The following is a 21,092-nucleotide window of genomic DNA, read 5'->3' on the forward strand; positions in this document are numbered from 1 at the left end:
TCCACGCCCGCATTTCGTACGGTCGGTGTGGCGGACAGGTGCTCGTCTACAGCCTCGGTGGTCGCATGTCGCGTGCGGCGCTGTCGGTGGAAGTGAACGCCATTGTCGGAGTCGGGTTCCGGTGTGGATCTGCGCGGACACCGAGCGCGGCTCGGTGCGCTCGCACGGTCTCGACCGTCAGATCGCTCGTGGGTCGGTGATCCGGCGGTGGGTCGGGTTGAGCGTCTTGGTTGATGTCTTCTTGCATCGCGGCCAGCTGGGTCTCGATGCGGACGAGGTCGCTCTCGGCCTCGGCGAGGGCTTCGGCGTGCCGGAATGGTTGGCCGATGCGCTGCTCGGCCTCGGCGCGTCCCTGCTCGGCTCTGGCGAGGTCGCTGTGCACTTGCTCAAGGAGCGAGGGGATGCCGGAGGCGCGGTTCTCGATGCGTTGGATGAGTCCGGTGCCGCCATCGAGGAACGCCTGGCGGGTCATGACGAAGCCGCTGCGCGGCACGCCGTCGAACTTGATGTGCACCATCGGCTCGGCTCCGAGCGCCGGGCTGGTCGAGACGGTGACGTCGAAGCCGCTGATGCGCCCGATCACGCCGTAGTCGCGGGAGGCGTAGCGGGGTGCCCATTTCAGGTCGGAGTCGTGCGCCCAGGTTGCCAGTGCGTGTGCGGCATCGGCACGGGAGGTATAGGTGCGGTCGCGCAGCTCGATGCGGAACTTGTCGCCCGAGGTATCGGTCACTCGCGGGAGTACCGCTTCGAGCGCGTCGATGTCGGCAGCGGCGCTGCGGGCGTCGTCTCCGGCACGGTCGCGGGCGTGGGCGAGCATCGACTCGTTGCGGTGGTAGGCGCGTTCCAGGCGGCGGAGCCGTTGGACTTCGGTGTGCACGGTGGAGTGCTCCAACAGCAACGGATTCCCGCTGGAGATGGCCTTGGCTTCTGCCGCCGAGAGCGCGGATGAGTCGATCTCTTCGATCTCGCGGGAGTCGAGGCTGCCGCGCATGAGTTGCGCGATGAACGTGGCTTTGCGTTCCACGCCCTGCCACATATAGGAGTCGAACGACCGCTCGGTGACGAACCGGACGATGCCGACCTCGGGGTTCTGGTTGCCCTGCCGCAGGATGCGGCCCTCACGCTGCGCAATATCGGACGGCCGCCACGGGCAGTCCAGATGATACAGCGCGACGGCCCGTGCCTGCACGTTGGTGCCGACACCCATTTTCCCGGTCGAGCCCATCAGCACGGCGACGTGCCCGGCGCGGGGGGCGGCGAACAGGCGGGCCTTGTCCACGTCGGTTTTCGCTTCGTGCATGTACCGGATGGACTCGGGCGGCATCCCGCGCGCGATGAGTTGCTCGCGCAGTTCGTCGTAGGCGTTCCACCGTTCCGGGTTCGGGGTGCCGATGTCGGAGAACACCAGCTGCAACGCGCCGCGCACGAGCGACTCCTGCCCGGTGATCGGGTCGAGGTAGGTGTTGTCTTTCGTCTGCTCCCAGACCCGGTGGATGCTGTCGGCGGCAAGATCGACCTTGGTGGGGCCGGAGGGGTCGCGCGGCACGATCATGCGAATGTCGAGCGCGGCTTTGCGCCCATCGGTGGAGATGGTGAGCATGTTGTCTTCGCTCGGTGACACCGACCGGGCCGCGACTTTCTCGGCGCGCGTGCCGAGGGTCTCGATGAACTGCTCCAGCTCGACCGTGGGCTGGATTGCGACAGTCGCGGGTGCCCGCCGGCCGTCCTCGCGTTCGCGTATCTCGGGCACCGGGAGTTGCAGATCCTCGGCGGTCTTCACATCGGCGAAGATCGACCAGAGTTTCAGCATCTCAGGCACGTTCTGGAACTTGGCGAACCGTGTCTTCATGCGGAAGGTGTTGTTGCCGGTCGGGGCCATCTCCATCTGCGTGACCGTCTGCCCGAACGTGGCTGCCCACGCATCGAATGCGCCGATACCGGCGGCGTCGAGCAAGTCCGGGCGCAGGTACTTCTGCATCACGAACGCCTCGGTCACCGAGTTCGAGATCGGTGTCGCCGTGGCTCCGGTGACGACCCGTTCGCGGCCTTGGGAGCGCAGGTATTCGAGTTTCATGTGCAGGTCGCTGGCCCGGTTGGAGCCGTCGATCGCGGCGTCAGAGATGTTGGAGTCGGTGGCGAGGTTCTTGTACATATGCATCTCGTCGACGACCACATAGTCGACGCCGGTGTCCTCGAAGCACACTCCGGCATCGCGGCTGGTGTCGATGCGTGACTTGACCTTGTTCTCCAGCTGGAGCAGCTTGCGCTGGATGCGCTTGACGCTCATCGCGTTCTCGCCCGTCGCGTTGGCGAGCACTTCCCGCATCTGGTCGACCTGGGCTTGGATGTACGCCTGCTGGGTCTCGGCGCGCAGGGGGATCTTCTCGAACGCGCCCTGCGTCACCAGAACGCCATCCCACTCGTTTGCTGAGGCTCGCGCGACGAACAGACGGCGCTTGTCGGCGGTGAGGTCTTTGGACGAGGCGGCGAGAATCCTGGCCTGCGGGTAGATTTGCAGCCACTCGCGTGAGAACTGTTCGAGCATGTGGTTCGGGATCACGAGCACCGGCTTGTCGATGAGCCCCATGCGGCGCATCTCCATCACGCCCATGATCATCTCGGCGGTCTTGCCTGCGCCGACCTCGTGGAACAGCCCGGCGGAGGGTTCGGCGATCATCCGCGCGACCGCTGAACGCTGGTGCGGGCGCGGGGTGAAGTTCTCCGCCAGCCCCGGCAGGCTCAGGTACTCGCCCGCATCGGTGTAGTCGCGCAGCACGATGGAGTTAAAGCGGCGGTTGTACTCGGCCACGAGCGTGCGGGCGCGTTCGGGGTCTTCGAACACCCACTCGGCGAAGCGTTCCTGTAGTGCGTCGGCTTTCTCCTGCGCGGCGGTGGTCTCCAGCGGGTTCAGGACGCGGCGGGTCTTGCCTCCCACGTCCTCGATCTCGTCGTAGACCAGCAGGGTGCGCTGCTCCATGATCGCTTGGGCGATGTCGGGTGCGGGGCGGCGTTCGGTGCCCCACTCGCTCGTGGCGAGCAGCCCGGCTCGCCCGCCGCGAACCTCCCACATGCCCGGCAGCGGGTTCTCCACGTTCACGTCGCGGGTGCGCAGCAACTCGTTCAGGAACTGCGCGTGCACGTCGGCGCTGATCCACACCGCGCCCATCCGCGCGGTGATCTCTTCCACGCCGAGCGATGGGGGCACGACCTCGGTGAGCGCGTCCACGTTCGCCTGAAACGCGGGGTCGTCGGCGGCACGCTCAGTAGCCTGCTGGAGTTTCACGCGCACGTCGCCGGAGAGATACGCGGGTGCGTGGATGAGGTCGTCGGTGACGGGATCGGTGAACACCAGCCCGGTCAGGGAAGCGCGGGCCTCGGTCTCGTCCATGCCGAGCATGTCCGCGATCAGCGGCAGATCAATCCTGCCGGTGCGGTCGAGGCTGACCGCTATCGCATCGGCGGGGGTGTCGACGCCCTGGGGTTCGGTGCGCGGGGAGACGACCCTGCGGGTCATGATCGCTGCCGGGGTTGCGGTCTGGTCGGTGTCGTCGAACTGCTCCAAGGCGAGCACGAGCGCCCCGAACGGGTCGGAACGCAGCAGCCGGATCGGGGTCGGCACCGTGCGGGAATAGGTGTCTTCCCCGGCCTCGTTGGTGCGTCCGGTGCGGCGCAGCGTGTACCGGTTCAGCGGCCCGTACCTGCCGACATACTTGCGGTAGTCGCGGTGCAGACCCTCGCGGGCGGCGGGGATCTCGTCGGTGTCATCGACGGTCGCGGCCTCCAGTTCGAGCAGCCGGTGCGCGCCGTCGCGCAACCCCAGCAGGGCGCGCAACTCCGGCCCCGCACTCTTGGGCACGTCCAACGGTTCGATGGAGCCTTGCACGACGGTGCCGAATCCGGTGTCGGTGGTGACGATGCTGCCATCCCACAACTGCGGTGGCGACGGCACGCGGGCGGCCTGCCGCGCCTGATGCTCCGCCGAGGGCGGGGTGAACGTCAGCCCGGTGCGGCGGGCGCTGAACGTGATCTGATCGAGCACATCGGCCAGATCGGTTTCGAGCCGGTCGAGGTCACCATCGACGGTGACCGTCGGCTTGCCGTACATGCTCTGCCGGATGCTCAGATTCCCGAGCACATGCTCGGGGTGATGATCGAAGTAGGCGTTGATCTTCGCCGCCTGCCCGTCCAGGCTGATCGGGGTCACCATCTCCCACAGGCCATCATCTGCGGGCGGCTGGCCGTCTTCGCGGCGGCGCAGGATCAGCAGATCGGTCACCACGTCGGTTCCCGCCGTGCGCCGGTGCGCCCCGGCAGGGAGCCGGACTGCGCCCACGAGGTCGGCGAGCATCGCCATCTCGCGGCGCGCGCCGGGGTTCTGCGCGTCCATCGTGTACTGCGAGGTCAGCACCGCGACCATCCCGCCCGGCCGGGTGAGGCGGAGGGATTTGAGGATGAAGTGGTTGTGCATCGACTGCCGGGTCGGGTTGTGCACCGGGTCGTGCAAGGTCACGTCGGAGAACGGCACGTTCCCGATCGCCGCATCGAACGATCCCTCCGGCAGCCGGGTGTCGGCGAACGACTCGCCCCGCACTTCGGCGTGCGGGTACAGGGCGCGGCTGATCGCCGCGGTCACCGGGTCGAGTTCCACCCCGGTCATGTCGGCTTGCGCGGGGGCCAGGCCGAGGAACGTGCCCAGCCCGGAGCCGGGTTCCAGCACGCGGCCACCATCGAAGCCGAGCACGGTCATGGCCCGCCACATCTGCTTGACGATCAGCGGGTCGGTGTAGTGCGCGTTGATCGTGGTGCGGGCAGCGGCATCCCACTCATCGCCGGTCAGCAGGCTCCGCAGCTGCGCCCGCTCCGCGCTCCAGTCCGTCTTGGCTTCGTCGAACACGTCCGGCACCGCACCCCAGCTCGACCAGCGCGCGAGCGTCTGCTGCTCGTCAGCGGTCGCCGGGCGCTCCTGCGCGGCAAGAAGCCTCGCAGTCTCGATGGCGGCGACGTTCGCACGAAACCGGGCTTTCGCGCCGGACGGGGCGAGATCGTCGTGCGTGGCGGGCACGAACCGCGCCACCGGCGTGGCGGGCTCAGACGCGGCGGCGTCGAGGGTTAGCGGACTTCGCGCAGGAAGCGGATCGTCGCCGCCTCCGACAGCAGGCTCTGGTGCTCTTCCAGATACCGCCTCGGGATCTCCGCTTCGACCAGACCCTCCAAGAACCAGAGTGGCACGGCCCAGTCTTTGGCTTTCTGCTCCAGGTCGACCGTCGAGGGCATCAGATCGGGGGCGTCCTGCATCCGCTCCGCCCACATGATCAGGTTCTCGTCGTTCGCGGTGGTCTGGTTCCACTCCTGACGGGCCTCGTCCAGCGGCAGGCTCGGGTCGGCGACCCAGGCGAGTTGCTGCATCACGACCTCCTCCGCTATCCGTAGCGCCGTCATCCGGCGTGCCACGTCCTTGAGATAAGTCTCCCTCGAAGAGGACGTCGTGGCCAGCATCAACGGGCGGTTCGCCTCGATCTGGCGTGCCAGTTCGCTGATCTGGCCCCGCGCCTCCAGGCCCAGCTCGGTGAAGAACCGGGTCGGGTTCTCGATCAGCTTGTAGCGTTCCGGCGCGTGCGTCTGCCAGTGCCGCATCGTCTGCACTCCGTACTTGTTCACGTTCTGCTCCCTCCGTCACCGCTTCGGTCGGTGCAGTCTCGGCCGCGTCGCTGATCTGCTCGTCGGCGGTCTGCTCGGCCAGCCCCCACAGATCGAACTCGAGCTGTCCGGGCGGCGCTTTCCGGCTGCTGCGTCTGGCCATCAGCCCTCACCTCCACACCTGTGTCGTTGCTGCCGCCCGTGCCCGCAGCTCGCGGCCACGGATCGGCGGTCGGTGAGATAGGTGCGGCTCAGGAGCCATTCGCGCCTCGTTCCAGCAGGCCCTCGATCTCCACGCGATCCGCTTTCAGCCGCTCCCCGTCGTCCCTGTTCGTCCACGCACGCAGGTCGGTGATGATCGGCGGGGCGGAGCGCAGCAGCGTGACGGCGGTGCCGAACGGGAGGGTGCGGATGCGCTCGGGTGGCATGATCGCGATGCGCCTGATCGAGCGTTGATTCGATCGGGTGCCGTGGTCGCCCAAGGTCACACTGTCGGTGAACTCGTCGCGTTCCCCGATCAGCGCGGACAGGTCTTGCAGATCGCGGCTGTTGGATGCCCCGCCGAGGATGATCTTGGTGATCGCGGCATCCCAGATCGCATTCGCCTGATTCTCGCTCCACCGGTCACGCGCTTGCGCGAGGCTCTGGAGCACCGGCATGGCGGTGATGCCCGTGCCACCGCCCTCGGACATGAGCGTCGGCAGCGATGGGAGCGGGCTGAGGTTGGCGATCTCGTCCAAGGCCAGCAGCAGAGGCGGGTCGAGGCGTGCGCCGGGTGAGCGTGCCGCCACACGGCGCGCGGCTTCTACGAGGTCTTCCACGAACGCAGCCACGAGCGCGGCACTCGCGCCCGCGCCTGCGCCAGTGGCGAGCAGGTAGAGGGTGCCGCGCGAGAGGATGAACTTCTCCGGGTCGAAGTCCTCACCCTCGCCCGGTGATACCGCATCCAGCACGCGCGGGTCAGCCAAGGCACCGAGCGAGAGGGAGACGCCTTGCCAGATGGAATCGCGGGTGCGCGGGTCGGCGTCGATCATCGCTTCCAGCGACTCGGCCCACCCGCCAGCCGCCAGTGGGCTGTTGGTGAGGATCGCCACCGCGTCGGCGGCGGCGGTCGGGTCGAGCGTCCACCGGAACAACTCAGCCGGGGGCCGGTGGTCGATCGCGGCCGCGTGCAGCAGAGCTTGCAGGGCGGAGCGGGTCTTGCCCTCCCAGAACCCGCCGCCCTCCACGCCGCCGGAACTCAGGCCGGTCGCGGAGGCGAGGCCGGTTGCGCGAATCATCGCCGTCAACGGGTCTTCGCAGCCTCGGATGGGCGACCAGCGCAGCCCCGCCGGGATACCCTCGGCCAGATGCTGCGGGTCGAACACCGCTGTCGGGCCGATGCGCTGGCGGGCGCGGAGGCTCGCGGTGAGGTTGTCCGGTCGGGTCGAGGTCGCCGCCACAGAGCCTGGGGCATCCAGAATCGAGGGCACCACGACCTGCAAGGACTTCCCGCTTCGCGGTGGGCCAATGACCAGCAGGGAATCTTCCACGCTCGCCCACACGTCAAGTCCGTGCGAGGTGCCGATCCGGTAGCCCACATCGGCAGGCTTCGGCAGCGCGAGCGACGGGCGCAGGTTTCCCGCGCGTGCCAGCAGCGCCTTGGTGGACGCGGCCTGAGCGACGTCGTGTTTCGTTGCCGTGCCGGGTAGCCGATGCGGGTCTTGCGCGGTCTTGCGCGACTGGCGGCGCAGGAGCGTCCAGGCCCAGGTGATCGCCGCCGCCAACAGCGCGAGCAGGACGACGGCGACGATCCAGTAGGCGACGATGTTCAGACCCTCGGCGTCGAGCGCGGTCGCCGGGTCGCCGGGATTGAGCAGCACGCCGACTCCGGCGGCGGGGCCAGTGGCGGGCTGGGCGGTGCCGGTGAGGAACGCGGCGACCGAGCCCGCCGCGCGCAGGAGCAGTGCGAGCGCGAACACCCCGATCAGGCAGATCATGGCGGCGTTGGTCAGCTCGTCACCGAACGAGCCGGTCTGCCTGCCCGGTGCCGGGCCGCTCATGACAGGCTCCGCACGACGAACGTGCCCGAGACCCAGCCGACGAGCACGACGTCATCCGTGGGGCCTGGATGATCGTGGGCGAGGTCGATGAGGGCGCGGGCGGTGCCGGTCGGGGCGGCGTCGGTGTGCCCGATGATGCGGCACACGGCAACGTCCTCACCCGGAACGAAGCCCTCTCCGGTGACTTCCAGCAGCCGAGGCGTCTCTGCCGGTGCGGGTTCCGGCGGGGCCGGGGCGGGCGTGTTCTTGCGGGCGGTGGCGGTGATGATGTCGGTGAACGTGGAGCCATCGGACTCGGTGACCTCGACCCGAGCCGGGATCATCCGCTCGACGGTGACCTGATCGACGATCCGCGCGAACGAACTCCGCCGCCATGACCCGTCCGGCTGGGGCGGGGCGAGGGGTTCACCGTTGACGGTGGCGCTCATCGTGCCGTCCTCGTGCACATCGAGGCGGATCAGCGGCATCGACACCGGCGCGGAAGCAGGGGTCTGGGCGGGTGCTTTTCTCATGCCGCCAGGTGCGCTCCTACCTCCCGGCAAGGCTCAGACTCAGCGGGGGTCGATGTAGTTGAGCGTTCCGGTGTCGTATCCGACAAGCACCAGGGCTTCCCAACGAGCCGGGAGGTCGGCGGCAGTAATGGTTGCTCGAACCTCGCCGTACCGGTCGGCCTCGTCGCTACGGAGCAGAACGGCGACACCGACGGTCTCGCCAGGCTCGAACATGCGCCCTTCGATCTCGTAGGGCGGGGGCGTCCTCCACGCGGGTGCAGGTGATGTGTGATCGTTCATGCCGAACAGGTGCGTCGGCGGATTCGCCCGCGCTGGCGAGCCAGAGTCCTTACCGGCCGGATGCTCTGGCGCTGGTGTCGAACAGTTCCAGTTCGGCGGGGTGCAACTGTTGCTGCACGACGAAACTGCGCTCCTTGATGCGCCACAGCCCCTGCCCGACGCCGAGCGAGGGCAGCAGCTTGCGCTCGGTGGCCGTCAGGCCGAGGGTCTTGGCGGTGACGCCCAGCTGGTCGGATTCCTGCCGGTAGATGATGCGCGTCTCGGCATTGGCCAGCAGGCTGTTGGCGAGGGAGCGCATCGCGGAGCCGGAGTCGCCCACGTTTTCCAGATCGGTGAGCTTGTGGAAGATCAGGGCGTTGGCGATGCCGTAGTGACGAGCGAGCCGCCAGTGCGCGTCCATCCGTTTCAGCAAGGACGGGTGCGACATGAGACGCCACGCCTCGTCATAGATCACCCACCGTTGCCCGCCTGCCGGGTCGAGCAGCGCCGACTCCATCCACGCCGAGCAGCACGTCATGAGCGCGCTGATGAGCGTGGAGTTCTCCGTCACCCGGCTCAGGTCGAGGCTGATCATCGGCAGCGTCGGGTCGAACGTGACGGTGCTGGGGCCGTCGAACAGTCCGGCGAGGTCTCCGGCGACGAGGCGGCGCAGCGCGTGCCCGACGATCCTGCCGTCCTCGGCGAGCCGCCCGTCAGCGTCGTCGGAGGGGTTGAGGATGCGCTCGACCACCATCGGCAGGATCGGCACATCGTTCTCCCGCACGGTCGCGGTCAGCGCGGTGTCGATCACGGTGTGTTCCAGCGGGGTGAGCGTGCGAGTGAGGACGACCTCGGCGAGCGCCCCGATGAGGTCGCGGCGGCGCGCGGCCACGGTGCTCTCCCATTCGGCATCGGTGAAGTGGCTGGGCCGGTAGCCCTCGTCCAACGGGTTGAGCCGGTTGGCCATGCCGTGCCCGAGCGCGATGGCCCGCCCTCCGACTGCCTCGGCGACGGCGGTGTGCTCGCCTTTCGGGTCGCCCGGAACGTAGACGCGCCGACCGAACGGCAGGCTGCGCGTGTAGAGGCTCTTCGCCAGGCTCGATTTGCCGGAGCCGACGATGCCCGCGAGGACGACGTTCGGTGCGGTGATGACGCCGTTGGCGTAGAGCACCCACGGGTCGTACACGAAACTGCCGCCGCTGTAGAGGTCTTGGCCGACGAACACGCCGCTGCTGCCGAGGCCGCCCTCGGCGACGAACGGGTACGCGCCCGACAGGGTGGCGGAGGTGTCTTGATGCCGGGGCAGATGGAAGCGGCCCGGCGTGCGGAGCATGGCCAGGCCGGGTTCCCCGGCGGCGGGCAGATACTGGCGTGCGGCGCGCTCGGCTCTCTCGGCCTCGGCGCGGGCCTTGGACTCGTCCATCCACTGCTGCCGCTGCTCACGGTGCAGCTGGGTCGCGGCTTGGCGTCGCTGCTTGCGGTAGCGTCGCCGCTCGCTGGCCGGGGCGACCAGCACCGAGGCGTGCAGCTTCTCATCCTCGCGTCGGCTCATCGTTCCAGCCCCCGGTTACGCCTGACCTCGGCGATGCGGTCGGGGGTGAACCACGACCCGTCGCCGCGCACCCGGTCGCGGCGCTCATCCAGCGCCCGCCGTACGGCCTCGGCATCCGGCGCAGGCCCCGTCAGCTGCGGGGCGTCGCCTGCTGGCCTGGGGTCGGCGGGCGGCGTGTAGGCGCGGTACAGCCCGACGTGTTCGAGGGCGTGACTGTAGATCAGGGCGTAGTCGTCATCATCGAGTCGTTGCGAGAACTCATCGGTCGGAGGTTCGTCGTAGACGTGCCCGTTGGCGAGCGCGGCGCTGGTGGTCTCGTCGCCGTAGTCGAAGCCGCGCAGCTGGGTCAGCGCGTCGTCGATGTCGCCCCGATGGATGAGGTCGAGCAGCTGTCCGGCCTCGTTGCCCTCCAAGAACACCACCGTCACCCATTGCCGCTTCGGGGTCTGCCAGGCGATGCGGCCCAGGTGCCCGGATGCCTGATCGAGCGCGGTCTCCGCGGCGCTGACATGCCCTGCCGCCTGTCGGAGCGCGTCGGCAGCGGCCCAGGCGTCGGCCGCGCCGAGGTTACTGTCACCGTCGTCGTGGGCGGCGCGGTCTTGATGGGTGAGGCTGGCCCCGCCGATCTGGATGAGCACTTGTTCGAGCGAGCGGGCCGCGCCCAGCAGTTCCCCGACGATGCCGTAGAGCTCGTCGGGGTTGTCGATGCGGATGATGGCGTGCGCGAGATCGCGCAGCGCCTGACGTGCTTCCTCGGCGTCGGCGGACGGATCGTAGAACGTGGGCATGTCGGGCCTCCAGATGAATCGGGTGCGGGTTGGGTTCGAGGTGCGCCCGGCGGCTCAGACCTTGCGGCACAGCGGCAACGCGGCAGCGGTGAACGCCTGCGCCTGCTGGCCGACCAGGGTGCGGGTCTCGCACGAGGCTTGGATGGCGGCTTGCTCGATCGCGGCGACTGCCGCTTCCAGCTCGGGCAGCGAGTCGGCGGTCACGGAGATCAGGCCGGTGTAGCGCAGCACCCCGTGCCCGGCGGTGAGATCGGCCTCTTGCTGAAGGACGTCGTGGTACTCGGCGGTCTGCGAGGCGTCCTCGATCTGCCCGATGCGGGCACGCTGGGCGGCGTCGGAGATGTATTCGGTCTTCTTCCGGCGAATGTCGCGGGCCGCCTGATCGGTGCGCAGCGGGGTGCAGATCAGCGAGAACGCACGGTGGATGCCGCTGGACAGCAGCACCGGGGAGAGGAACCCCGGATGCACCATGCTGCGTGGCCACTCGCTGATCCAGACCACGGTGTGAAAGGCCGAGTCGCTGCGCAGATGCCCCCACGATTCGGTGACCGCGACCGGCCCGGCGGTGGCGAGGTCGTGCCCGAGTTCACCGTGCCGTTCCAGCGTCGCCGCAATCGCCGGGTCGTAGGCGCTTCGCAGGATGACCGCGATCTGCCCGGTGCTGAGCCACCCCTTGCTCGTCAGGTCTGCCGAGCGCAGCGCCGCCGACAGGGTGCCCATCTCCTGCCGCAGCACGTTCGCCGCGCCCTTGATGCCGCCGCCTGCGGTGCGGATCTGCCGTGCGGCGGCGCGCATGTCCAGGCTCAGGCTCAGGGTGGTCGCGTGGCGTTCCCCGGCAGGCCCGGCCCGGTCGATCAGCTCCTGATAGGTCGTGGACGCCCACGAGCCATCGGCGGTGCCGTGCGCGGCCCACCACTCCGCCAGCCCCTGCCCCGAGTCCGGCAGCGTCCTCTCCAGCACTTGCAGGGTGGCGATGCGACCGGAGCGGCACACGGTCGCCAGCACCCGCCCCCACGCATTGACCCGGCGTTCCTGCTCGCCGGGGTCGAGCAGCACGAACGCCGGATGCGTGATCTCTGTGACCACGGTGAGGGTTCCCGCCGTCGGGTCGTGCACCATCCCGGCACCGGTCTCGGGGTCGACGTACTCGCGCAGCCTCGCCATGTCGCCCGGCAGCGCGAGGGTTCCTGCCGGGCGTGGGGTGACGATTCTGCGCCGGTAGGCCAGTTGCCCGCCGGTCTTGCGCCACAGCCACCAGCAGGCCACCGGCAGCCATTCGACCAGCGGACGGCCGGCGACCGGAATCCAGGTGATCGCGGCAGCGAGCACCCAGATCGGTGCGGTGATGAGGAACAGGACACCGCCGCCGCCGTAGAACGCGGCCACGAGGCTCGCCCCGCCGACGCCGAGGGTGATCAGCTGCGACAGCGACAGGCCGAGCAGGATGCCGCGCCTCGTGAGGCGGGAGAACTTCACCGGCACCAGCTCGCCGCCGCTGCGCTCCTGGGCCGTTTCAGTGCTGGACATGACGGGTCACTCCTTGGTCGGCTTCGGCGGTGGCGGGGTGTTGTTCGGGTTCTTCGGCAACGGATGCGACGGCGGCGGAGCATGCGGGCTGGGGGCGTCTGCGCCCGGCTGATCGGCTCCGCTCGCGGCGTGGTCGGCTTGGTCGGCAAGCGCCTGGCCTGCTTTCGGCCCGGCAGTCGCCGCCGCTTTCACCACGGCGGCACCCGCCACGACCCCGGCCGCGATCGGCCCTGCCGCAGCAGCGCCACCACCCGCACCCGCACCAGCGCCAGCGCCGCCACCCGCACCCGCACCAGCGCCAGCGCCGCCACCGGCCCCGGCTCCGGCTGAACCGCCGCCTCCGCCACCCGGTGGGGGCTTTGGTTTCGCCCCGGCGCTGCCGCCGCCCTTCTTTCCGCCACCGCTGCCGCTGCCCTCGTCGAGGACTTTCTTCGGGTCGCCGCCCTGCGGCTTGCCCGGTGTCGGCACGGGCCGGTTGAGGGCGCTCTTGGCCTCCTGCTCGGTGCCCATCGAGTTGTAGAGGTCGAAGCCGATGAACGACAGGAACCGGTACGTCATGTACGGCGCGAACCCGGCCAGCGCCATCAGCACGACCCCGGCGAGCGGGTCGGCGATATTCGACAGGTCGGCGTCGATCGGGGCCGACACCTGCGTGACCGCGACCAGCAGGATGATGACGAGCACGAGCTTGGAGAGGATGAGTGCGACGACGAACATCGCCCATTTCGAGATCCAGCCGCGTGTGGCATCCCAGGACGCACCGGAGAACGCGAACGGGGCCAGCACCACCGCGATCAGCAGCAGCGCCTTGCGGATGAGCAGCGACAGCCACACGATCGCGGCGGCGGCAATGGCCAGGGCCGCGAGGAAGATCGTCAGAATCGCGCCGACGCCGGGGGCGCCGACGTTCAGTGCGGTCAGACCGGCCACCAGGAGGGCGATCTTGTCGCCCATCGTGGCTGTGGTTTCTCCACCGGCTTGGATGATGCCGACCGAGAGCTGGTCGACGATCTCCAGCAGCAGCGCGGTGAGGGTGATGACGACGAACGAGCCGAGCACGCTCTTCGCCAGCCCGAGGGCCGCGCGGGAGAGCGCGGCAGGTTCTCGGCGGATCATGCCCGTGATCAGTTGCAGGCAGAAGAACAGCAGCATGACGAACACGGCGATGCCGAAGATCAGGTTGTACACGCCGACGTACTCGCCGCCGGTGACATCGACCATCGTGGTGGTGTCGAAGACCGTCCAGACGGCCTCGAACAACCACCCGGCGGCTGCACCCATCGCGCTGGCGAGCCAGTCGAACGGTGCCGAGATCAGCGTCGCAGCGGCTTCGCCTGCGACGTCGCAGACCGTGGAAATGACGGGGATATCGCACACGCCCATCACGAGCCTCCTAATGAATCGGAGTGGTGGATGGGCGGGTTAGACGGCTTGGCCGACGCCCCAGAAAAAGTTGATGAGCGTCACGCTCGCGCCACACACGACGGCGGCACCGCACGAGATCAAGACGCCGATCTTGCCGCGACCGGCCAGATGGGGGTTGCTGGAGTTGGAGCCGTAGGCCCAGATGATCGCGCTGACGATCAGCGCCAGAACGCTGAGGATCAGGCCCACGGTCATGACTGCGCCGACGATGATGCGCAGCTGCTCGATTCCCGGCAAGCCACTGGAGTTGGGGTCGATGTCGATCACGGCAGTTCTCCTTTACGAGAGGGCGAATGGTTCTGCCGTCAGGTGCGCCCCGGCTCCAGACGCGAGAGCGCCCGCCCCTCGGATGGGGCGGGCGCTCGGAGGCCGCACGGTCAGAGTTGTTGGCCGATGCCGATCAGCCAGTTCATCCAGGCGACACCGGCCCCGGCGAGGACTGCCCCGCCGAGGGAGACCAGCACCCCGACGCGGCCCTTGGAGGCGGCAGCGTAGTTGCCGGTGCTTGACGAGACGGCCCAGATGATGGCCGAGACGATCAGCATCAGCACCGCGATCACGAGCGCGAACATCAGCAGCGCCCCGACGACCTCCCGTAGGTCGCCGATGCCGATCAGTCCGTCGAAGTCGGGAAACACGTCCATGACACGCCCCCGCTACTTGACCGAGACGTGGACGTGATCGAAATGCCCGCCCGTCGCGTCGGTGGGGTCGTAGATGCCGCTGCCGGTGTAGGGCTGCCAGCCCTCGTCGGCACGACTGGCCGTCCAGATGCGGCCCTGCCAGATGACGTAGGAGACGCCCCAGGTGTCGGCGTTGCTCACGAGCCACTCCGCGAGCCGGTCGCCGTTCTCCTTGTCCGCACCCGTGGGGAACTGGCCGAGGGAACCGAACGTCACATCGCAGGCTTTGCCTTTCGAGTGATCGCTGCTCGGGTTCCAGGCGTGTGGATCCCAGCAGGAGATGCCGTTGTGCCCGACCTGCATGGCCTCGATCTGCTGCGTCAGGCGTTCGGTGCGCGGGGTGACGCACGCGCCCTGTCGTCCGGGCTGGGTCGGGTCGGTCACAGTGCAGGACTCCGGCGGCCAGGTTCCGTCGGGGTTCTTGGCGGGCCGGTCGATGCCGGTGTTGGGGAAGAACGCGGCCTCCCCGCTGCCGCAGCCCTGCGACGGGCCGCCGGTGGCCTCGGGGAGATCGGCGGCGTTGTGCTGGTTGAGCCAGGCGGCGGGGTCGATGTACTCGCCGCTGGTGCCGCCGTCACGAACCTCGAAATGCAGATGCGGCCCCGTGCTCATGCCACTGCTGCCGACGTCGGCGATGTGCTGCCCGGCCTGCACTTGCTCGCCCACGGAGACGTGGATGCCGTTCTGCCAGCTATGGGCGTACGCGGTGGCGATCGTGCGCCCGTCGATGTGATGCTCGATGACGACGAGGCCGCCGTAACCGCCGGAGAACTCCGCGACCGTGACCGTGCCGGATGCGGCGGCGAGGATCGGGGTGCCGTCCGGCGCGGCGAAGTCCGCACCAGTGTGGAAGCTCTGTTCGCCGGTGATCGGATGGATGCGCGGCCCGAACGGGTCGGTGGCAACCCAGGTGCCCTCCGGCAACGGGAACACCACGCGCGAGGACTCCGACACCGCTGGTGCGACCGTGACCGGCTGCGCCGTAGTGATCGTGGCCGGGCCACCGGAGCCGGTGAGAGTGGTGAGGATGGTCAGCGCGACCGGCTCGTAGTTATTGTACCTGTCGGGGTACGCGCTCACTTCGACGGCTTGGGCTGCTTCGCCTTTGCCCATCTGCTGCCAACCGGGAATGTCGAGCAGGCCGCGCGGTGAGGGGTAGTTGGGGCCGTCTGGCCCGCCGTAGAACGCGCGCGCCTGATAGGTGGAGTCCATGAGTTCGGCGACCGTGCCCCACCCGGACTGCGGGCGCATCTGAAACAAGCCCAAGCTGTCGTGATCGCCGCCGTCGCCATCGTTCGGGTAGTCGGCGCTCTCAGGGTAAGTTCCGGTGTTCGACAGCATTCGCAGGCTGGATTCGGTCAGGGCTGCCATGAGCGCGATCTGGATGCCCTCGCGCCCCACCCCGTCGATGCCGGAACCGATCTCGATGATGGTGGCCGCGTGCGTGAGTTGCTGCCGGTTCAGGGTGATGGTCTCGCCGTTCGCGGTGGTCGCGGTCAGCGAGTCGGGGACATTCCCCACGGTGATGCCGCTGCCGTCGACGGTGCATTCGGCGTTCGCGGCGGGGTTCATCAGCACGCCGATCGCCAATAGGCCGACGAACGGGCCGAGCATGAACAGCAGGGCGAGCGCGATGACTGCTTTCTTCATCGTCATGGCCTCCGTTCTCAGCGCAGCGGCTGGTCGAGCATCGACAGGCGCAGCAGGTAGCAGGACGGCACCGAACCCGTCTCCGACTGGCCCGTCTCGCCGCTGCTGGGCGGCGGGTCGTCGGGCGGGCAGGCGAGGAAGATCGTGAACGCAACCGGATGCTCCGACGTCGCGGGTTCGTCGTTCCAGATGCCGGTGCGGTGCCGGGTGCCCTCGATCGTGATGGCGGTCGCCCCGACCGGGAGTTGGCCGGGCCGGGCCTGCTCGACCGCTTGCGCCCATTGCTCCGGCACGTAGGCGTCGGTGATGGTCAAGTGCTGGCTCGTGCTGTACTGGCGCAGCTCGACCCACGCAGCACGCGACGGCAGATAGGCGGCGATGTCGGATGCCAGCCCTGCCTGCTCATTCCCGGTCGGGTCGCCCACATCCAGCAGCACGGCGGTGTAGTCCAGCGGCAGGAACCCGCTGGCGGTATCCCAGGTGAACAAGGCGTGCGCGGCATCGCGGGCGAACGCTTCGGGATCGGTCGACGGCGCGATGTGCGGCAGGCGCGGCATCGGCGCGTCCGGGTCGATGCGAGTCGGCGCAGGCGGCGTATCGGGTCGGGTGCTGGCGTCGTTCGGGCCGGTCACCAGCCCGTAGACGCCAACAGCGGCGAGGATGAGGAACGCGAGCCCGGAGCAGACGAGAGCGATCAGTCGGCGGCGGGTGCGGGCGGGATCATCAGGAGTCGTCTTCATGCCTCCAGGTGCGCCGCCCGCGCATCAGGAGGTCAGAGTGCCCGCAGATGCCGACGCGGGGTGCTGAGTGCGTCTCGGGCGGTGCGCAGCTCGTCGGCGAACGTGCCGGTGCCATCGGCGGTCGCCAGGAACGAGGCGATCTGCTCATCGCTGAGATCGCCCGCCAGCACCTCGGCGTCGTAGTGCGTCCACCAGTCGACCAGTTCCGTCCAGGTGGCGACGAACGCGCGCACCGGCCACCGCGCGGGCGTGCTCTCGCCCGTCGACGCGAACGGCGCAGGCGTCTGCTGCGCGACCTGCGCACGCGCGACGGCCTCCTGTGCGAGGGCCTCCAGATCGGCGTCTTCGGTTGCGGCATCGGTGACGGCGACTCGGATGCGCTCGAACGCGGGATGCACGGGTGCGCCAGCGTCGATCCGGTCGAGTTCCTCGGCGGCATCAGAGCGCAACGTGGCGGGCAGCTCAGGGTTGTCGGCGACCTGCCGCAAGTAGTCGATCTTGTCGAGCGTCTTGTACGAGCCGCCGCCGGGAATCATGGCGGCGGCTTGCTCGCTGGCGCGGCCGACAGGTTCGGACGGTGCGCGAAACTTTCCCGTACCGTCCTTTCCAGGCTGGTTCTCCGCGCTGAACCGTGTCGCGGCCTGCCTGCGCGACGCATCCTCGGCCATGAGGGTCTTCAGTTCTCGGTAGAGCGCCGCAGCTTCCACCGGAGTGAGGGCTTTGTGGAGCATGTTGTCGTCTTGCTCGGCCAGCAGGTGCCCGAGCCTGCCCGAGATGCCCGAGCGCACCCACACGCTCACCGTGCGCCAGCCCAGCAGCTTGATCGCGGCCAGCCGCCTCGCCCCGCACACCAGCACCCCGTCGATGGTGACTGTGAGCGGCTGCAGAAGGCCGTCGCGGGCGATGGACTCCGCCAGCTCGGTCAGGTCGCCCAGGTCGGTGCGGTGCCGGTTGCCGACGATGATCGAGTCGACCGTGCGGTCGAGTTCGATGTGCCCGGTGCGCGCGCTCATGACCGACTCCCGTGTTTCGGGGCCGCGAGCGAGATCATCAGCACGAGGTCGTCGTCGCGCAGCAGCGCGCGTAGGCTCTCGCCGATCAGCAACCTGAGCAGGATGCCGCGCCCGCCTGCGGTCGCGGCGTAGGCCGGGCTGGGGTTCCCGAGCAACGCTTTCAGCAGCGCAGTCCAGGCGGTGCCGTTCACATCGAGCAGGGCGCGGGCGTGCTTGTCACGGCGGAGTGCTTCATAGGCGCTCTGGCGGCTGCCTGCGCGGGCGAGCGCTTGACAGACGTGCTCGACCCCGGCACGAGCGATATGCGGGGCCCAGCCCAACACGGTGAACAGCGCGATGGCGTCTTCCACCGCTGAGCCTGCCGAGCAGCACACCGTCGCGCTGGCAGGTTCGTCCGTGCCGGTCGGGTCGGGGTCGGTGACGTGGAACGCGGCGTGATAGTCCGTCAGCGGGTTCTCCCGATCCGACAGCCGCTCGGCGTCGTGGAACGCGGAGATGTGCGGACGCCGCGCTTGGTGCGTCGAGCACAGCAGGCCCTGGCCGCGTTCTTCGGCGATGCAGGTGATGCGCACGGCGTGGGTGACCACGCCCCACGGGTCGTTCGCGGTACGGGCGGCCTTGGTGCGCATCACATCGAACGCGGCGCTGGCCGCTTCCCAGGGGTCGAGGCCGTGCTTGCGGGCAAGTGCCGCGTATTTCTCGGCGGCGTAGACCATCAGGTCGGCGGCGATCGGATCGGACTGCCATGCGCCGGGGCCGCCCTCGTGCAGCCGGTTGAGCAGGGCACGCAAGCCCTCGCTGCGGGTAAAATCCTCCGGTTCACGGAGCGTCGTGCGGGTCGTCATGATGGCACCTCCTGGCGGCCAGGTGCTCGCGGCGGGCCGACGTGATGGGGGCGGTCGGGCGTTCGTGATCGAGTCATCGCAACTCACCGCTTCACGACTTCCCGACCGCAGCTCTGGTCGGTGCCTGATGCCGGGCACCGTGCCCGAACGCCGACAGCGGTGCCAGTCGTCTCGCCCGGTCGCCGAGGTTCCTCAGCCCGTCCACCATCGGGGCGCGGGCCTGGCGCGCCATCTCGACCTCGAGGTCGATACCGCGCCCGGCCAGCGATGCACTGTTGCGGGCGATCAGGTCAGTGGGCCGCACCCACTCGACGCCCCGCGCCCGGTGCTCGGCGAGCTTCCGCTCGACTGCCGCCGCCTCCGACTCCGCCTCAGCCGTGTCGGTGATCTCGTCGGTCTCGACGATGGTGCTCGTGCGCTTGCTCACGTCGGCAGCCGCGACCGCCTCGGGCACCTGCCGTACCTCGCTGCGGTCTTCCGGCCTGTCCTGCTCGGGAACCTGTTCGACGCGGGCGTCCTCGTGCGCTCGCGCCTGCTCGTATGGGTCGATGTTCATGATGTTGTCTCCATTTCTGTTGTGGTTTCGGGTTCCTCGACCGGCGGGGCAAACCACCGGCCCACCGTCGAGGGATGCACTTGCAGCTCGTCGGCGATGGCTTTGTTCGACCAGCCGGCCTCTCTGAGCCGAGTGGCGCGCTCGCGTCGCCCGAGCACCGCATCGCGCTCGGAGTCGGCCACCGGCTCAGGCTCAGGTTCGGTCGCCGTTGGCGACTCCGGCGGTGCCTGCGCCGTGTTCGCTGGCGTCGTGGTCGAGCGGGTGAGAACGACGGTGAGATGCGTGCTGGCGAGCAGCACCAGCGGCGGCACCGCCGCGACCGTCGCCGCGAGCATGGCGGGCACGCTGGCATCAGCGGCGACGATCGCGTGCAGCGCATTCGCGGCCACCGAAACCAGCGCCCCGCAGATCAGCAGCGCCCACGGATACCACGCACCACGGCGCCCATCGAGGGCGACGACCGCGATCGTGGACACCACGATCAGCCCGTCCACCAACAGCGGCCAGATCCACGCCTGCCCCGACGTGATCCCCGAACGGGCGGCGAGATCAGCCAGCGCCATGAACGACAGCCAGAACGCTCCGACGCCGATCAGCACGGTGCCGGTCGCAGCGGTCACCACCGCCCAACCCCATCGCTCACGTTCCCGCTTCATCGCCACAGCCCCCGATCCGTCTTCGATTGCGACGACTGCGCGGCCGAGGATGTGAACGCATCTGTACTCCGGGCTGGTGCTCTGGTTTTCGGGCCGTACACGGCGACATGGCGATAGGCCGAGCCGACCGTCCGTTCGATCTCGCGCCCACCCAGCCCGGCCTGGCTCGCCGCCGCGCTCAGCACCTCCAGCGCATCACCGGACGGCACCCCGTGCTCGGCGAGACGGCACGCCGCCTTAAACAAGCCGAGATTGCGCTCACCCTCACGCAGACTCGCCACCCGAGACGCCAACCTCGACACGTCCGCCGGAGTCGAGAGGATCAGCGGGCCGGTGTACCGGCGCACGGGGCGCGGGTCGAGGAAGTCACGCAGCCGCTGCGCCTCCAACGGCGCGACAAGGCCGAGGGTCGTGCGCTCGACTCGATACGGCACTCGGCGACCGTCGATGGTGCGCAGCGAGGGCGGGACGATGATGTAGCCGCCATCGCCCCGGAAGTCGACACCCGCCCGGCCTACCTGCCACGATCGCTGCTCGCGCTCGGGATCAGCCGGGAAGTACAGGTGCCTGCCGCCGGTCGGGGTAGTCACTTCCGCCAGCGGCTCAGGGAGCAGACCAGAGCGGGCCGCCCGCGCGAACGCGGCGTAACCATTGACACCGTGCACATCGACATCGACCACGACCACGCCCGAGGCTGCGCCTGTCGGGATGGCGAGGTTCGCGCGCGGCTGCTGCCGCCACCATGCCTCGACCTGCCGCGCATCGACGGTCGCCGCGTGGAAGCCTCGCTCGGGAATCGGACGCTTCCCGCCCGGCGCGCACGGGAACACCGGCACACCGTGCCGGGCCAGCTCGCGCGCGACAACCGGCAGCGGCACATCGTGGTCGAGTTGAGCGAAGACCGCAGCGACCGCAGTGGCCCGGCGCGGCATCGCATCGAGTGCCCCGCGAGCGTCGCGTACCTCATCCATCGCCAGACCTCCTTCCGCCCGAGACCACCCCCGTGGAGGGGCGACCCTGCGACCGTGAGTGAGGTACGTCGGGAGAATCAGGAAGACGAGACGGACAAGGGAAGCGAGACGTTGACCGTCAGGCTTCGAGATGAACCCGACGAGTCTCTACCGGATTACCAGCCGACCTGCACCCGGAACGACCAGAGGCCGATGTTCTCGAAGAAACGGCGCAGAGTTGGTAGATCGGGCACAGCG

General features: G+C 69.0%; 18 protein-coding genes. All 18 read right to left on the minus strand.

Features of this window, described 5'->3' with window-relative positions:
• Window positions 1-46 precede the first annotated feature (46 nt).
• Window positions 47-5,062 carry a helicase gene (locus ACOKGD_RS06660; RefSeq protein WP_342334943.1) on the minus strand — a complete coding sequence of 1,672 codons (5,016 nt, stop codon included), beginning with the start codon at window positions 5,060-5,062 and terminating at the stop codon, window positions 47-49.
• Window positions 5,063-5,109: 47 nt separating this feature from the next.
• Window positions 5,110-5,658, minus strand: a complete 549-nt coding sequence (locus ACOKGD_RS06665) for a hypothetical protein (RefSeq protein ID WP_342334941.1) — start codon at window positions 5,656-5,658, stop codon at window positions 5,110-5,112.
• A 230-nt stretch (window positions 5,659-5,888) separates the two neighbouring features.
• Window positions 5,889-7,679, minus strand: coding sequence for a type IV secretory system conjugative DNA transfer family protein (locus tag ACOKGD_RS06670; RefSeq protein ID WP_342334940.1), 1,791 nt, complete (start codon window positions 7,677-7,679; stop codon window positions 5,889-5,891).
• A complete protein-coding gene (locus ACOKGD_RS06675; RefSeq protein ID WP_421355101.1) occupies window positions 7,676-8,107 on the minus strand; it encodes a hypothetical protein in 432 nt (143 codons plus the stop codon). Before ACOKGD_RS06675 ends, ACOKGD_RS06670 begins: the two co-directional genes overlap by 4 nt.
• Before the next feature lie 123 nt (window positions 8,108-8,230).
• A complete protein-coding gene (locus ACOKGD_RS06680; protein WP_342334937.1) occupies window positions 8,231-8,404 on the minus strand; it encodes a hypothetical protein in 174 nt (57 codons plus the stop codon).
• A gap of 115 nt (window positions 8,405-8,519) precedes the next feature.
• Complete coding sequence (locus tag ACOKGD_RS06685; RefSeq protein ID WP_342334936.1) at window positions 8,520-10,001, minus strand: VirB4 family type IV secretion system protein; 1,482 nt, start codon at window positions 9,999-10,001, stop codon at window positions 8,520-8,522.
• Window positions 9,998-10,789, minus strand: a complete 792-nt coding sequence (locus ACOKGD_RS06690; RefSeq protein WP_342334935.1) for a hypothetical protein — start codon at window positions 10,787-10,789, stop codon at window positions 9,998-10,000. Before ACOKGD_RS06690 ends, ACOKGD_RS06685 begins: the two co-directional genes overlap by 4 nt.
• 54 nt (window positions 10,790-10,843) lie before the next feature.
• Window positions 10,844-12,316 carry an SCO6880 family protein gene (locus ACOKGD_RS06695; RefSeq protein WP_342334933.1) on the minus strand — a complete coding sequence of 491 codons (1,473 nt, stop codon included), beginning with the start codon at window positions 12,314-12,316 and terminating at the stop codon, window positions 10,844-10,846.
• Window positions 12,317-12,322: 6 nt separating this feature from the next.
• A complete protein-coding gene (locus tag ACOKGD_RS06700; RefSeq protein WP_342334932.1) occupies window positions 12,323-13,699 on the minus strand; it encodes a conjugal transfer protein TrbL in 1,377 nt (458 codons plus the stop codon).
• A gap of 39 nt (window positions 13,700-13,738) precedes the next feature.
• The gene (locus tag ACOKGD_RS06705) at window positions 13,739-14,008 is read right to left on the minus strand and encodes a DUF6112 family protein (RefSeq protein WP_017883434.1); all 270 of its coding nucleotides are present in this window, start codon (window positions 14,006-14,008) and stop codon (window positions 13,739-13,741) included.
• 110 nt (window positions 14,009-14,118) lie between these two features.
• Window positions 14,119-14,385, minus strand: coding sequence for a DUF6112 family protein (locus ACOKGD_RS06710; RefSeq protein WP_342334931.1), 267 nt, complete (start codon window positions 14,383-14,385; stop codon window positions 14,119-14,121).
• A 12-nt stretch (window positions 14,386-14,397) separates the two neighbouring features.
• Window positions 14,398-16,080: a M23 family metallopeptidase gene (locus ACOKGD_RS06715; RefSeq protein WP_342334930.1), complete on the minus strand. Its 1,683-nt coding sequence runs from the start codon at window positions 16,078-16,080 to the stop codon at window positions 14,398-14,400.
• Window positions 16,081-16,091: 11 nt separating this feature from the next.
• Entirely contained in the window at window positions 16,092-16,814 is a 723-nt protein-coding gene (locus tag ACOKGD_RS06720) for a hypothetical protein (RefSeq protein ID WP_342334928.1), read from the minus strand.
• A gap of 32 nt (window positions 16,815-16,846) precedes the next feature.
• Window positions 16,847-17,827 carry a ParB/RepB/Spo0J family partition protein gene (locus ACOKGD_RS06725; RefSeq protein ID WP_342334926.1) on the minus strand — a complete coding sequence of 327 codons (981 nt, stop codon included), beginning with the start codon at window positions 17,825-17,827 and terminating at the stop codon, window positions 16,847-16,849.
• Window positions 17,824-18,672, minus strand: a complete 849-nt coding sequence (locus ACOKGD_RS06730; protein WP_342334925.1) for a hypothetical protein — start codon at window positions 18,670-18,672, stop codon at window positions 17,824-17,826. The genes ACOKGD_RS06725 and ACOKGD_RS06730 overlap by 4 nt, the downstream gene beginning before the upstream one ends.
• Window positions 18,673-18,763: 91 nt before the next feature.
• Window positions 18,764-19,228, minus strand: coding sequence for a hypothetical protein (locus tag ACOKGD_RS06735; protein ID WP_342334924.1), 465 nt, complete (start codon window positions 19,226-19,228; stop codon window positions 18,764-18,766).
• A complete protein-coding gene (locus tag ACOKGD_RS06740; protein WP_342335536.1) occupies window positions 19,225-19,884 on the minus strand; it encodes a DUF2637 domain-containing protein in 660 nt (219 codons plus the stop codon). The genes ACOKGD_RS06735 and ACOKGD_RS06740 overlap by 4 nt, the downstream gene beginning before the upstream one ends.
• On the minus strand, window positions 19,881-20,855 hold the full coding sequence (locus ACOKGD_RS06745; protein WP_342334922.1) for a bifunctional DNA primase/polymerase: 975 nt from the start codon (window positions 20,853-20,855) through the stop codon (window positions 19,881-19,883). The genes ACOKGD_RS06740 and ACOKGD_RS06745 overlap by 4 nt, the downstream gene beginning before the upstream one ends.
• Between the last annotated feature and the right edge of the window lie 237 nt (window positions 20,856-21,092).

It is taken from the genome of Microbacterium phosphatis, from assembly GCF_049177115.1.
GTDB classification, from domain to species: domain Bacteria; phylum Actinomycetota; class Actinomycetes; order Actinomycetales; family Microbacteriaceae; genus Microbacterium; species Microbacterium phosphatis.